The sequence below is a fragment of the Paenibacillus sp. J22R232 genome, from assembly GCF_056269165.1.
The window spans coordinates 68,165-81,761 of sequence record NZ_JBWDNK010000016.1; the positions used below are offsets into that span (position 1 = coordinate 68,165).

The following is a 13,597-nucleotide window of genomic DNA, read 5'->3' on the forward strand; positions in this document are numbered from 1 at the left end:
TGTGGGACTGCCCTTTTGGCATGTCCAATTCCGTTCAGTCTAGCTGCTGCTTTTGCTTGCTCACAAGATAGTGCTCAATTCCGTCAAGAATTCGTTCTAGGCCGAAATCGAAATCATCACCTACCGTATTCTCGCTCTCGTTTTCTCCTGTGTATGCCCCTGACATGATTACAGGATGCAAGCTTGGAAAGCGTTCTGCCTTAACCAGCTGCTTAAGCGCCTTGCTGTAGCTAAGACCGCTAAAAGCATCCGGGGTTCCTTCCGATTGAATCGTCCGCTGCATGTCGCGCTGAATGATTCCGCTTGAACGCGAATAGCTACTTAGCAGGAGGAGAATTGACATTTTTTCATAGTCGTTCAAGGAAAAGTCACGCATGGACCTAAGCAGCCAATCGACGATCTGCAGGTTGTTAGGCGTTATCGGGACGCTTGAAATCGGAATATCGCCAAACCAGGGATGATTGCAGAAAACGGCAATGCACACCTTCACATACTCCCGCATGCTTGCGCGCCAATCGATTTCCTCTTCTTGAGGAGGGATCGGAACATCGCATACCGCATCCTGCATGAGCAGAAGCAGATCGTCCTTGCTGGCAATATATCTATATAAGGACATCGTCGTAAAACCGAGTGAAGCGGCAACCCTGCTCATCGATACGCCGGATAGCCCGTCCCTGTCGGCAATGGCAACGGCCGCATCCACTATCTTTTTGATGCTTAGCTCGCCTTTAGGCCCCCGTTTAGACTGCTGCACGATTCCCCAGCTGAGTTTTGCCCCATTAGGGAAACCCTTCAGTTCTTCCTGATCTATATGCTCATTGTTTTGCATAACTGCCTGCCCCCCGAAAACGAACCGTCCGCGTAATTGTATACCTGATAGACAGTATATCACAACTAGCCCTAACCTCGTAGATTGCCCTCCTGCCATGGTCTACTCGAATAGCTTGTATCATATACATAGACAAGCACGCCCGGAAAGGATGCGGTCATTACCCAATGGAGCTTCAATTGCCGCTAGTCGTCACGTTTCTTCTGCTTCTCGGAGTTGCTTTATTCTGGACAGTTGCCTACGTTCTCGTCATTTATAAAGGATTCAAGGATCAGTTCTGCGGAATGCCGCTTGCTTGCATTTGCGCCAACATCACATGGGAGTTCCTGCTTACTTTCATCATGCCGTTTCATCCGCTTCAACAAATCGTAACCTTGGTCTGGTTTTTACTCGACTGCGTCATCCTGCTCCAGTATTTTATGTATGTCAAAGCACCTTATCCCAAACGCACGATCTATGCTTCCGTCGCCGGCTTGCTGGTCATTTCGTTTCTGCTCCATTACGGGAGCGCGGTTGAATTCGATGACGAAATGGGTATTTATTCGGCCTTTTTCATCAATCTATTGATGTCCATCCTTTTTATTAAGCTGCTGCTAGCCAACGAGCTCCAGGGGCAATCCCTTTCAATCGCTTATTTCAAAATGATAGGAACGCTCTGTGCCTCCGTCATCTGCTTTGCGCTTGATCCGCAATCAGTGTTGCTCATGATTATGTATGTTTTGATTTTTATGCTGGACATCCTCTATATTCTGCTCGTGTATCGCAGAACCGTTAGCACGGTACCCAAACCTGCTTAAACCTCAAACGCATGAAGAATGAACCCAGGCCGCTTGAGCCTGGGTTCATTCTTCATGCGCTTCTTGCCTCGCGCCTTATTCCGCTTGGCGGTACCCGGTGATAGATTGCCATGACCGTGTGATACACAGATTAACGACGGCAATGGTGAACAGCATCCTACGCTGTCAACAATCATCAAGCTTGCTGGCTTGTATCTTAACTTGCCTCACTTGCCCCTCGCGAGCACTTTTTTCAGCCCTGACCTAATTTCAAACCTATGGGTATATACGAGAATGGCCATATTTCCAAGCCATACCCATCGTATCGCGGCTGGGAACGTCCTTGCGCACAAATAGAAGTAGAGAAGCAGCATGCCAAAGACAACCTGTAAACCGTCCGTTTGCGCTGAGTGCCGCTTGCTGCGGTACAGCCAGCGTTTCACTGCCGCAAGCAGCGCGAGAATGATCGCATAGGCGAGCGCCGCCTCGAACGCCGTTATGGCGCTCCATACTCCGAAGGTTACTGCAATCGCCTTGCCCCCCTTCCCCTTTAGAAAAGGGCTGAAAGCGTGCCCAGCTATAGGTGCCAATGCAAGCGGAACGATTAGCATGCCTTCGCTGTAACCACTTCCGGTGATGAACAGCAGCGGAAGATAGCCTTTCAGAAAGTCCAGCAGAATGCCTGCAGCGCCAAATTTATAACCGGCAGACTTCCAGAGGTTCATCGCTCCCGGGTTTCCGTCGCCTACGGCTCTCAGGTTTTTCTTGCGCAGCAGAGCGATCCAATAGGAGAACATGAGGGAGCCGGAAAGAAAGAAGCATGCGGCCAGCACGATCATCATGATCCCCGCCTGCCTCTTACTTTGACATACCTGCCTTTCCATTTCACTTTGCCGAGTACAACGACCTGATATAGCGAATAACCCATTACGATGAGAAAGAACAGGGAAGAAATGAAATGGAACACTGGAATCAGAATGCCAAAAACGCCTACGTACTTAGCGAAATAGAACAATTGCAGCATATAAATGAGGTAGCCGATCATTAACGGCAACGTCCATGGGGTATTGATGAACAGCCATACCGCATTCGACAGCAGGAGACCGATCGTCCAAATCGCGATGGGAACGACCGTCCAAAGGCTAAGCGTACCCGTGCTTAAAATAGCGCCTTTGCTAAAGCCTTCGATTTGGCTTCGTATGCCTGTTGGATACATTCTGAAGGAGACTAAGCCATATCCGATGAAATTGGTGACCGGAATGCCCGCCTCCATAAATTTCGATCCGATAAGCAAATCATCCAATACCTCGGATTTGACGCTCTCATGCCCATTAATCGCCTCGTAGTCTTCTCTTAAAGCTAGGATGCAAGAGCCATAAACGCCTTTTTGAGGATTGCTTCTCTCGAAAACGGACGTGAACGCAAATATGCCTAATATATTCATAATGAGCGCAAGCTTCTCATACAGCTTCTCCGTTTGATGGAACGGAACGACCGATATGACTCCCTTAGAGCGCTCCCTTGCCCGCATTAACAACGCTAGCGCTTGTGGGGAAAGTCTGATATCCGCATCCAAAAAAGCGAACGCGTCTCCTTTGGCATGCAAATAACCGTTCCATACCGCCCAGCTTTTTCCCGTCCAGCCATGCGGCAGGCTAGTGCCCGCAATGACCTTGACGCCGTAGCTTTCCGCTATTTCTCTCGTCCTATCGGTCGAGAAGTCGTCCACGACGATAACTTCAAAGGGCTGGTACGTTTGTGACTGGAGGGAGTCCAGCAGATAAGGCAAATTAAATTGTTCATTTCTAGCCGGAATGATCACGGAAAGCTTCCTCGACCTATGACCGGTTTCGTCCGATACGGGTATTGTATTTTTCCTGAACACGATAAAAGCAGACAGGCAGCCGAGCAGCAGGAGCATGGTTATCCACATTTCTTTTCCCCCCTCTATAGTTATATATGAGGGAATGATGCCCATTATAAGAGCAACCTGCTAACATTATTATTTAAGAAGAAACGCCTGACGGCGTCCTTTCTATGGACGCCACCGTTTCGGCGAAACGCATAGAGAAGAGCAAACTCATATCCTTTCCTATACGCCAAGGCGAAACGGCTCCGCCGTCCTTTGGCGGCGCGGCGTGATTCATTCCGAGAAATATAGAGCATGTATCGCCTAAGAATATACTTTCCTATCTTTCAAGCGTAAACGGCTGTCGCCGTCCTCTGTGGCAAAAGCAGTCGTTTCGCGGAGATAGATAAGCACATGTATAGGTGAAAACATATACATCCTTATATATTAAACAAAAAACCGTTATGGCTTATTCGCCATAACGGTTTTTCCTATCTTGCGAAGCTATGATGGCCGATTGTCACAATAACATCCAAACTTGACCAGAAAGCGCCTTTGGATACATTTGGATTAAAGAAATAGACGGCGTTCTCAACATTGTTTTTCCCGTTCAGGGCATCCTTCGCGGCACGCAGCACGCTTGCATTCGGTTTACTCTTATCCAGCAAGCCGTTATGGGCAGGAGGGAATTGTTTGCCTGAATAGATGACATCACGTATCGTATCCGGGAAGCTTGCGCTCTTCACCCGATTAAGAATGACATTTGCCAAGGCAAGCTGCCCTTCATAGGACTCATAGCCCGCTTCAACCATCGTAATCTTGGCAAGCAACTGAAGATCCGACTCCGTAAAAGGCTTAACCGGCTTGTCAAAAACGGAAGGGATGACGACCTTCAGCTTCGTTCCGGACTGGATGACTGCCTTCCCATCCAGCTCATTTCGCTTCAATAGCTCTGATTTGCTGCTGCCTTGCTCCTTGCTAATGTCTTCAAGCCCATATTCTTGCGTAATAACCACTGGCTGTACGGTGATCAAATCCACAACATCCGCTTCGGCATTCAGCTGAACGTCAGCGTGCAGTAATTCCGACAGCTGGCGCAATGGCGCATATAATCTGCCATCCTTCAAGACCGGAGCTCCGTCCAGACGGTAACGGTCTTCGTTAAAATATACGACGGGTACTCCGTTACCCATAATAATGGTATCGCCTAATGCCGTATGTATCTTTGCTTCATCATTGATTTTATCCCAGCTCGACGTGGCTCCGAGCAATTCGGCAATGCGTGCCGCAGGGGCATATAGCATCCCATTCAGCATGAACGCAGGATCGGTCATCTTCACGATCTTGCCATTTTGTTTGATCGTCACGGCACTCGCTGGCACCGCTTCTCCTGCCGAGACGATAGACAATGGTCCGCTGCAAAGCAGTAGCATTCCCAAAACCATTGTAATAATAAGCCTGTTAACATTTCGGCCTTCTCTGATCATGCGTACCTCCCAGCACTACAAGTTGGTCTAAACTGCCAATGCTTACCTCTGGGCAAAATTATAACACAGCTAAATGTGCCTGTAGGATTAACATTTTCACAGAATTACACAAAAAAAATAAATGAGAGCCCTAAAACAAGAAAAAACGGCTTCGCCGTCCTCTGCAAGAGGAGGGTATCCGTTTCTCGTAGAAATAGAAATATAGTTTATCGTGTGAAACCCATAAAGTCTTATATTTACGCAAAAAACCATCTCAAATGAGATGGTTCCTCGGCGAAAACGCACCTCAATCGGTAGCGCTTACAATTCCACTTCCATCGAGATCGCGCCTTGACGATTTCACGGTAAACGTTTCTCCGGTATCGGTCATTTCGTACAGCTTGCATCTAGAGTCGGGCATCCGGAACGGGGAATGAAGGATGAGCATCCACTCATGCTGGAACGTTCGGAAGAGCATCCCATGCCCGCTGTCGTCGTAAACCAGCGGCTCCAACTGTTCCCACGGCCCCTCCAGCTTGCCTGTCTGGGAGCGCGCAATGGTCTGGACATAGCTGCCATTGTCGTACGTTGACCAGAGCATGACTAGCCGGTTGCCGCTCGTGAGGTACAGCTGGCACCCGTCCGTCACGTACACGGACTTCGAGCCGTCAGGCGGATGTTCGCCATTATCCCATGGCGCCTCCGAACCATTAAACAAATGAACGGGCTCAGATTCACTGTCGGTAAGCTCCGCATTCAGCCGAACGGCTTCCACCGTGCCGTCGCCCGTCTGCACCCATTCATGGCAGTAAACCATCCATGGCTTTCCTTCGTCATCTATAAACAGCGAGCCGTCAAGCGTCATCAACTGTTCCGACACAATCGGAGCATTCTCCTTCACGAGCTCGAATGGCCCGTCCAACGAGTCAGACACAGCAACGGCAGTGCCGCGCCATTGCAGCGGGTAACCTCCGTACCCCTCTCCGGCTAGTTTCCTATCATTATTGTGGAGCGTCACGAATAAATAATAGCGGCCGCCGTATGCGTGAACCTCTGGAGCCCAAGCACCGTGCTGCGGATTCGCCCATGCACCGTCCGGAATGGTAAAGACGACATATGGTCCTTCCCACTCCGCCAAATCCTGGCTTTTATAGGCGAGCACGCCATAACGCTCCATTCCGCTTAGCTTCGGGCTTCCGCCCGTATATAAATAATAGGTTTGCGTGGCTCCGTCTGCCACAACGAATGGATCATGGGCAGGAATATCGGCAAGCTTTAGCCCTCCCCGGGGGTTCGCAGCATCGGATGCATCATGATACGCGTTCATAATAACCATCCCTCCATATCAATTAGTTACCCTTATAATGGTAACATGAATAGGCCGGACATGGTTGAACGGTTATAAAGTTATGACCACGTTTCCTTTTTTATGCCCCTGCTGGACATAGCGGTGCGCTTCTGCCATCTGTTCCAGCGGATAGCTTCGATCTATGGCTGGCCTAATTACCCCCGCCTCGCTAAGCGATTTGAGGAAGATTAAATCTTTGATCTTCTCGTTTGCCGGCCTAAGCCCAGTAGCCGTAAACTTTGCCTGCTTGCTGCCGATCTTGGATGTCCATAGCATTTGGAGCAGCACGGCAGGCGAAGGCACCGTCGAGAGGTATACGCCTCGCTCCTTCAGTGATCCTTTACACCTCGAGAAGGAGCTCTTGCCCACCGTGTCAAAAATAATATCGTAGCGCTGGTCGGATTTCGTGAAATCCTCCTTGGCGTAATCAATCCGTTTGTCTGCTCCAAGCGCCTCCACCAATCCAAAGTTCGCAGCGCTGCAAACTCCCGTCACTTCTGCGCCGAAATGTTTGGCAAGCTGTACCGCAAATGTCCCGACTGATCCCGAAGCCCCGTTGACTAGCACCTTATGCCCGCTTTGAATCCGAGCCTTGTCCCGAAGGAAAGGCAGTGCAGTCAATGCGCCGTCGCAAATGGCGGCAGCCTCGCCATAGCTGATATGGTCAGGCTTGATCGCCAAAGCCCCCGCTTCGGGCAGGCATTTGTACTCAGCGTATGCGCCAAAGCTGGTCCCGGTAGATGCATACACCTGATCGCCTATCTTGAACCGCTTCACGTCTTTGCCCACCGCTTCAATTTCCCCGGCCAATTCCGTCCCCAAAACCGTGTTTTTCGGCCTGAAAAGTCCCGTGGATAGCCTTGTAAAAAAAGGATCGCTTTTGCGGAAGGAGCAATCTGCCGAGGTTACGATCGTGGCGTATACCCTGATCAATACCTCATTGTCCTTAGGTACCGGCTTCGCCATCTCCTGAAGCCGCAGGACCTCAGGCGGTCCATACTTCGAATATACCATTGCCTTCATGATGTAGCCCCCTTGTACGAGCGAGTTCGGATGCTTGTTAATCCGAATAGCGCAAAGCGACCAAGACGCGTTCGCTGCACGGTCCGCTCCAGCTGCTCCATATATGAGAATTGTAGCTTCGTCATGGCTGCAAGGATAGATACTTAAGTATGGATATGGAGATCAACTGGCCATTACGTTATAGAAGTCCCAGCTCGCGCGCACGGGCTACTGCTTCTGTTCGCCGTTCGACCTGCAGTTTGTCAAAAATAATTCGGTTATAGCCTTTAACCGTGCTTAAAGCAAGGAATAGCCGCTCGCTTATTTCACGATTGGATAGGCCTAAAGCGATATAGTGAAGAACGTTCATTTCACGCTCGCTCAGCGGCTCGACAAGCGGCTGAGCGGCAACCCGTCTCGTTCGAACACGGGAGTTAAGCTTGCGGTTCGCCTGCGCCTTGGTCATCGCATCGAAAAAGGGTAGCAGCTTCTTCACATAGTCAGTTATGTCCCCTTGGGCAGCCGCTTCTGCGAGCAGCGCTGCCATAACGTGACCTTCATCAACGAAGATACGAATGAATCCTTCGGGCTCCGCAATCGCTAGCGTAGCACGCAGCATGGATACGGCTTTGCTTGTATCGCCGTGAACATAGAGGGCAGCAGACTGCAAAACCATGACCTGAAGCCGATCATCCTGCCACCCCTTTGCTTCAGCTTCCATGAGTAAGCGCTCCAGCAGCGGAAGCGCAGCTGCCGTGTTCCCTTTAGCTAGAAGCACTCTTGCTTGGCTAACCGGAATATGCCGAGTCTGAGCCAGCCGTTCTGCTTCGTCTAATTTGCCTTCGCGGAGCTGTGCAAGCACATGAATTCCGGCAACCTGCGGCGTTAGATGCTCAAAGTGATGCTTGGCAGCATTAACCGAAATAGCAATCGCTGAGGCGGCATCGCCTTGCGCAAGCTTCACCCGTGCGAGCAGCACTTCGCTGGCAACGAACCGGTCTGTCCGTTCAATCTGCTTCGCCAGTTCAACACTGCGCCTTGCATGCTGTTCCGCGGCAGCCAAATCATTCCACTCGTACAGTACTCGGGCAAGCCCAAGATGCGCCTCGCAAGCAATCGACAGGGGCGGTTCTCCTGCCAGCTGCAACGCCTTCCGATAAGATTGGGCAGCCAAATAGAGCTGGTTATCCGCTTCCTGTATGCTGCCTAGACCGATTGCAGCCATAATGCTGATGATGAAATGCCCGATTTCTTCACTCGTTAATAGGGAATTCGTATAAGCCTGCTTCGCCGCCGCACGGTCGCCTTGGAGCTGATAAGCATACCCTAGCGCCCACGTTGTCGCGGTTCGGACTGGCAGGTTGCCCGGATGCAGATTGTCCAGCGCCAGCAGCGATTGGTTCATGATTGCTTCTGCGTCATGCTGGCTGACTGCCAATGTGGCACGTATGGAAGCAATATGTCCGGCAAGATCCCGGTTTGCGGCACTCGGCTCAGCCTCCCGCAGCGCAGCTTCCGCAGCCCGCAGCTTCGCTTCAACGCCGTTAATCTGACTATCGAACAATAAAACCGATGCAAATGTCACCCACAACGAGGGCTGCCCATCCATCGCTTGGGCTGGCAGCGATTCCAACCATCTCCGTACGGCAGCGGCAGCTCCTCGGAAATGCAGCGGCATCCCTGCTCCCTCTACTAACCGGGCTGCCCGCTCCGTATCGCCTGCCGCGGCTGCATGATGAAACGCCTCATGGTCTAGACCATGCTCCTCATACCAAACGCTGGCACGTGTATGAAGCTCTGCTGCTGTCACCTCGAACTTACGGTCAGCTGAATAGTTATGATCGGTCAACCGCTTCCGCAGCAAATCGGCAAAAAGATGGTGATAACGATACCAGCGCCCTTCGTTGTCCAGCGGAACGATAAACAAATTAGCTCGTTCGAGCTCTTCCAGCATAGGCTGCTGCGGAGCAGCTGGGTCATGGCTCAGCACCGCAGCGCACAACGAGCCGCACATCCGGTCTAGGATCGCCGTGCACAGCAGAAACCTTTGCATGCTCGGTGATTGCCGCTCAAGGACTTCTTCTATTAGATAATCCAGTACGAAGCGATGGCTGCCCGTGAAGGATTGAATAAATCCGGCAGCATCGGCATGGCCATGCAGCGAGATCGCAGCTAGCTGCAATCCGGCAATCCACCCTTCCGTCTTCGCTTCGAGCAGGCTGATATGGGCCGCCGAAAGCGTAAGCCCCATAGCTTGAGTAAGAAATCCGGTTGCTTCGGAGGACGTAAGCCTCATGTCCGGCACTCTCAGCTCCGTCAATTGCCCACGGGCGCGCAGCCGGGCCAAAGGGAGGCGAGGATCATGTCGAGAGGCAATGACCATATGCATTTGCGGCGGCATATGCTCGATTAAATAGGCAAGGCCCTGCTCGACTTGCTGAGCATCAATCACATGATAATCATCAAGAACGAAAATAAAAGGCTGCGGTGCGAGCGCGATTTCATTCAATAAGGAAGCGAGAATCGATTCGATTGGCGGTAATTGCGGAGATTGGAGCACGGCAAGCAAGCCTGCTCCGACATGTACCCCTACGGTCTGCAAAGCAGCGTATACATAAGTGAAAAACCTTGCGGGATCATTGTCTTCTTCGTCCAGCGATAGCCATGCTGCAGGCTGTTTACAGGTTGCAAGCCACTCCGTTGCCAGCGTTGTTTTGCCAAATCCGGCAGATGCGGAGATGAGCGTCAGTTTACGAGGAAGACCCTCGTTCAACCTTTCGATTAATCGGGAACGCGTAACCGTCTTAGGCCTCTGCGGCGGGATATATAATTTCGTGGATATGATGGGTATGTTCATAAGCTGATTATAATAACCTAGTTTCTGTGACGTCAACAACAGAACCGAATGGGGCAACGATGGAACGTTTCTTTTGCGTGGTAACGGCTTGCAGCAAAATCGTTTGGCAAGGGCGCATGCAATTAAAAACGCAACCTTTAAAGGTTGCGTGGGATGTTTGTGAGAATGGCTTCTCGGCTGCATATCTTTTTATTCAATACCATGCTGTTCTCGAATACCGTACAACCCTTGCAACAGCAGCTCGGCTGGATCTCGGTTCAGCTGCAAATGCGTCAGCAATAAATGTAACGGAATTGCACATACGTTATTTCCATCTGTGATAGCTGGGAAGCCGGCTTCAAAGACCGGACCGTGGTCTTCGTTCCATGCTAAACCTGCATGTACCTGCTCAGGGGCAAATTCCTCACGGACTGCCTTGATGCACTGCGGTACGAGAATGTTGTCGATAATTGCTTTTGCCTCATCTTCGCTCGCAGCCGGCTTCGGAAGCGGTTTCCCACCCTCGATTTCCATCAGATCGGTGAAGAAGGAAGACATCCATACATCAGGTGCGTTGCCCGATTGGAATCTCGCGATCAACTCGCGCAGAAAAAAGCCGCAGGCATATACATTCGACGATTCATCTTTCACATGAAAAACAAAAACAGGGCCGTACGCTTCCATATTCAGCACTTGCCCTTCAACTTCGTTAAAGTGCATTTTTAAAGCGATAATGCCGTTGTGGTGAACAGCCTTTATCAGCTCGGCCCATTTCTCCTCGGACATCGGTTCTTGCTTGCCGTTTATTTCCTCGTTAGTTGTCTCATTATTCATCAGCTTGTCCCCCCTGCTTCCTATCATACCATCTAGAAGCAGCGGCTGGAAATCACATGATGCAATTGAATTTCGCGCATAAAGAAGGAGTTCTCAGAATGTTCCCATTTCGGGGCGTATTTAGTCGCCTCATATCATGTTAGAATAGAGTATTCCCATCCAAAATATAAACTAGGAGCATATAAAGTGCGGGCACATCCAATCAACATTTTACGTATTACGGGTCTATTAGATGGTATTTCATTATTAGTATTGCTCAGTATCGCCATGCCTTTGAAATATATATGGGGAATCGAGAAAGCAGTAACGATCGTCGGCAGCATTCACGGCGGCATTTTCACCTTCTATGCGCTTGCTATTCTTTATGCAGCCATTCGGGTGAAATGGAGCATCCTTTGGCCTGCCGCAGCCGTTATTGCAGCTTTTGTTCCTTTCGGCAACTTTTTGCTGGACTGGCAGTTGAAGAAGGCGCTTGCCAAATATAGCGTAAGGCCCTTCAACTATGCGCTGCTTGTATACAGCATCGTATTTTTCTCTTTTTTCGATCTATTCTCGCAGCTGCCGGTCATGAGCACATTCGCCGCATCCGTCGGCGCCAGTTCATTTGTTGTAGGCTTTGTAATTGCCCTATATTCGCTAGCCAATACGGCAGGCAATATTTTATCCGGCATTCTGACCGACAAAGTTGGGCCTTTCAAAATATTGATGGTCGGTCTGGTGCTGTCAAGCGGCGCTCTGCTTCTTTACCAGCTCGTTGATCAACCGCTCGTTCTTATCCTTGTTCGCATTCTGCACGGCTTTGTTGCCGGTCTAATCGTACCCGCTGCTTTCACATTCTCAGCCAATACGACTATGAATGACCAGCAGGGCAAAAAAGTCGCCTTTACCGGCACTTTTGTCGGGCTTGCAGCCATAATCGGACCGGCATTCAGCGGGATAATGGCCAGTAAAACTTCTGTGCCCTTCGTCTTTACATGCGTAGCCCTGCTAGGATTCTCCCTCTCGGTCCTTTCGGCTATATTTCTTAGAACATATGCCATTGCCCGGAAAGAAAAAGACACGGCCGTACCTGCCTCAACAGGCTCTCTCTTCAATGCTGGCGTGCTTAAGGCTTATGGCGGTGCCTTTTTCTTAATGTTTTCACAAGGCGTCATTGCGTATTTGCTGCCCCTGCACGTTCAAACGCTTGGATACGATTCGAGATTAAGCGGCACGCTCATGAGCACGTTCGGGATTATTGCCGTACTTATTTTCGTGCTTCCCACGAACCGGATCTTTGACCTTGTTGCTTCATCGCACACGATGGCAATCGGTATAGGATTAATGGGCGTTAGCCAGCTGCTGATCAGCCAATCGACGACAACATTGGCGCTTTACTTTGTTTTAGGCTTATATGGGGTGGGATTCGCCTTTTTGTTCCCATCGGTCAATACGATGCTTATCAATGCAGTGCCCGCCGAGCTGCGCGGGAAAGCTTACGGCTACTTCTACGCCTTCTTCTCGCTTGGCGTGGTTGCCGGATCTTCCACGCTCGGATGGCTGCCCTTCAACATCACCGAAGGTTTTTTATTTACAGGCATCGTCCTGCTAATCTTTGCTGCTTTCATCGTCGCCAGCAGGCAAAGAGATCATGCGCCGATGTCCTGATTGCCGAACTCCCTATTGGACGATTGTAATGACTACATTTCCTTTTTTGCGTCCTGTTTCCACATATCTATGGGCTTCCGCCGTATCTGACAACGGGTAACGCCTGTCAATGACAGGCTTCAGCTCCCCTTTTTCAACCAGCTCTTTGATTAACAATAAATCTTCAATTCTCTCCTTTGCCATCCCTTGCCCCTCGACGGATACGTATGTCCCATTGGGAGCAAGGGCTTTTTTGGCAGCTGACCGCGAAAGCTTGCCAACGGCATCGAATACAAGGTCATAAAGCTCCCCTTTCTCCGTAAAATCCTCTGTTTTGTAATCAATCGCTATATCCGCTCCCAGGGACTTTGCCAAATCGATGTTCGTGGCGCTGCATACAGCCGTAACCTGTGCGCCAAAATGCTTCGCCAGTTGCACAGCAGCGGTTCCTACCGCGCCGGAAGCGCCATAAACGAGGACGTTTTGACCGCTGCCAATATTCCCTTTTCTAAAAAAATGAAGGGCGGTTGTGCCCCCGAATGCCAAGGCAGCCGCTTCGTCGCAGGACACATTAGCCGGCCTCTTAGCTACCATCCCGGATTCAGAAAGACAGGCGTATTCGGCATATCCGCCGAATCTCATCCCTGTTAAGGCGTATACTTGATCGCCTTGCTTAAAACGCGTCACATTTTTTCCAATCGCTGCGACTTCACCAGCCAGCTCTACTCCAAGAATCGGCTTTCGCGGTCTCCTGAAGCCCAATACGGCTCTCATGGGCAGCCAGAACAAAGCCGGGCTTTTGAAGCTTCTTACTCTGCAATCCCCTGAAGTTACCGTTGTCGCAAATACTCTCACCAATATTTCATTATCCTCGGGAACAGGCTTTTCGACCTCCCGGAGCTTTAGAACGTCAGGCGAGCCGTATTCCGTGCAAATGATTGCTTTCATGACTTCCCTCCTTGCTTCCATTTGCAAATAGTATAGGTGCTCCACCACTTCGTTTATAGCTACTTAAGTATGATAATGGTTTC

At 50.4% G+C, this 13,597-nt stretch carries 11 protein-coding genes; 2 read left to right on the forward strand and 9 right to left on the reverse strand.

The features are described 5' to 3' along the window. Positions 1-34: 34 nt before the first annotated feature. On the reverse strand, positions 35-829 hold the full coding sequence (locus AC0YN3_RS28210) for a TetR/AcrR family transcriptional regulator (RefSeq protein WP_475778235.1): 795 nt from the start codon (positions 827-829) through the stop codon (positions 35-37). 167 nt (positions 830-996) lie between these two features. Between AC0YN3_RS28210 and AC0YN3_RS28215 the strand changes: the two genes are divergently transcribed. Continuing rightward, complete coding sequence (locus AC0YN3_RS28215) at positions 997-1,626, forward strand: transmembrane-type terpene cyclase (protein WP_475778236.1); 630 nt, start codon at positions 997-999, stop codon at positions 1,624-1,626. Positions 1,627-1,832: 206 nt separating this feature from the next. Here AC0YN3_RS28215 and AC0YN3_RS28220 read toward each other — a convergent pair whose 3' ends face one another. From AC0YN3_RS28220 to AC0YN3_RS28250, 7 genes are all read right to left on the reverse strand, one after another. After that, entirely contained in the window at positions 1,833-2,447 is a 615-nt protein-coding gene (locus AC0YN3_RS28220) for a glycerol-3-phosphate acyltransferase (RefSeq protein WP_475778237.1), read from the reverse strand. Beyond that, on the reverse strand, positions 2,444-3,538 hold the full coding sequence (locus tag AC0YN3_RS28225) for a glycosyltransferase family 2 protein (RefSeq protein ID WP_475778238.1): 1,095 nt from the start codon (positions 3,536-3,538) through the stop codon (positions 2,444-2,446). Before AC0YN3_RS28225 ends, AC0YN3_RS28220 begins: the two co-directional genes overlap by 4 nt. A gap of 407 nt (positions 3,539-3,945) precedes the next feature. After that, positions 3,946-4,941: a cell wall hydrolase gene (locus AC0YN3_RS28230; RefSeq protein ID WP_475778239.1), complete on the reverse strand. Its 996-nt coding sequence runs from the start codon at positions 4,939-4,941 to the stop codon at positions 3,946-3,948. Positions 4,942-5,227: 286 nt separating this feature from the next. Beyond that, positions 5,228-6,247, reverse strand: coding sequence for a glycoside hydrolase family 43 protein (locus AC0YN3_RS28235; protein ID WP_475778240.1), 1,020 nt, complete (start codon positions 6,245-6,247; stop codon positions 5,228-5,230). Between the two features lie 72 nt (positions 6,248-6,319). Further along, a complete protein-coding gene (locus AC0YN3_RS28240; RefSeq protein WP_475778241.1) occupies positions 6,320-7,291 on the reverse strand; it encodes an NAD(P)-dependent alcohol dehydrogenase in 972 nt (323 codons plus the stop codon). 178 nt (positions 7,292-7,469) lie between these two features. Continuing rightward, a complete protein-coding gene (locus AC0YN3_RS28245; RefSeq protein ID WP_475778242.1) occupies positions 7,470-10,127 on the reverse strand; it encodes a winged helix-turn-helix domain-containing protein in 2,658 nt (885 codons plus the stop codon). Between the two features lie 189 nt (positions 10,128-10,316). Next, positions 10,317-10,940 (reverse strand): hypothetical protein, encoded by a 624-nt coding sequence (locus tag AC0YN3_RS28250; protein WP_475778243.1) that lies wholly within the window; start codon positions 10,938-10,940, stop codon positions 10,317-10,319. A gap of 186 nt (positions 10,941-11,126) precedes the next feature. On the opposite strand from AC0YN3_RS28250, the gene AC0YN3_RS28255 reads away from it, so the two are divergent. Next, positions 11,127-12,587 carry an MFS transporter gene (locus tag AC0YN3_RS28255; protein ID WP_475778244.1) on the forward strand — a complete coding sequence of 487 codons (1,461 nt, stop codon included), beginning with the start codon at positions 11,127-11,129 and terminating at the stop codon, positions 12,585-12,587. A 12-nt stretch (positions 12,588-12,599) separates the two neighbouring features. On the opposite strand, the gene AC0YN3_RS28260 is transcribed toward AC0YN3_RS28255, so the two are convergent. Next, on the reverse strand, positions 12,600-13,514 hold the full coding sequence (locus tag AC0YN3_RS28260; RefSeq protein WP_475778245.1) for an NAD(P)-dependent alcohol dehydrogenase: 915 nt from the start codon (positions 13,512-13,514) through the stop codon (positions 12,600-12,602). Positions 13,515-13,597: the final 83 nt, after the last annotated feature.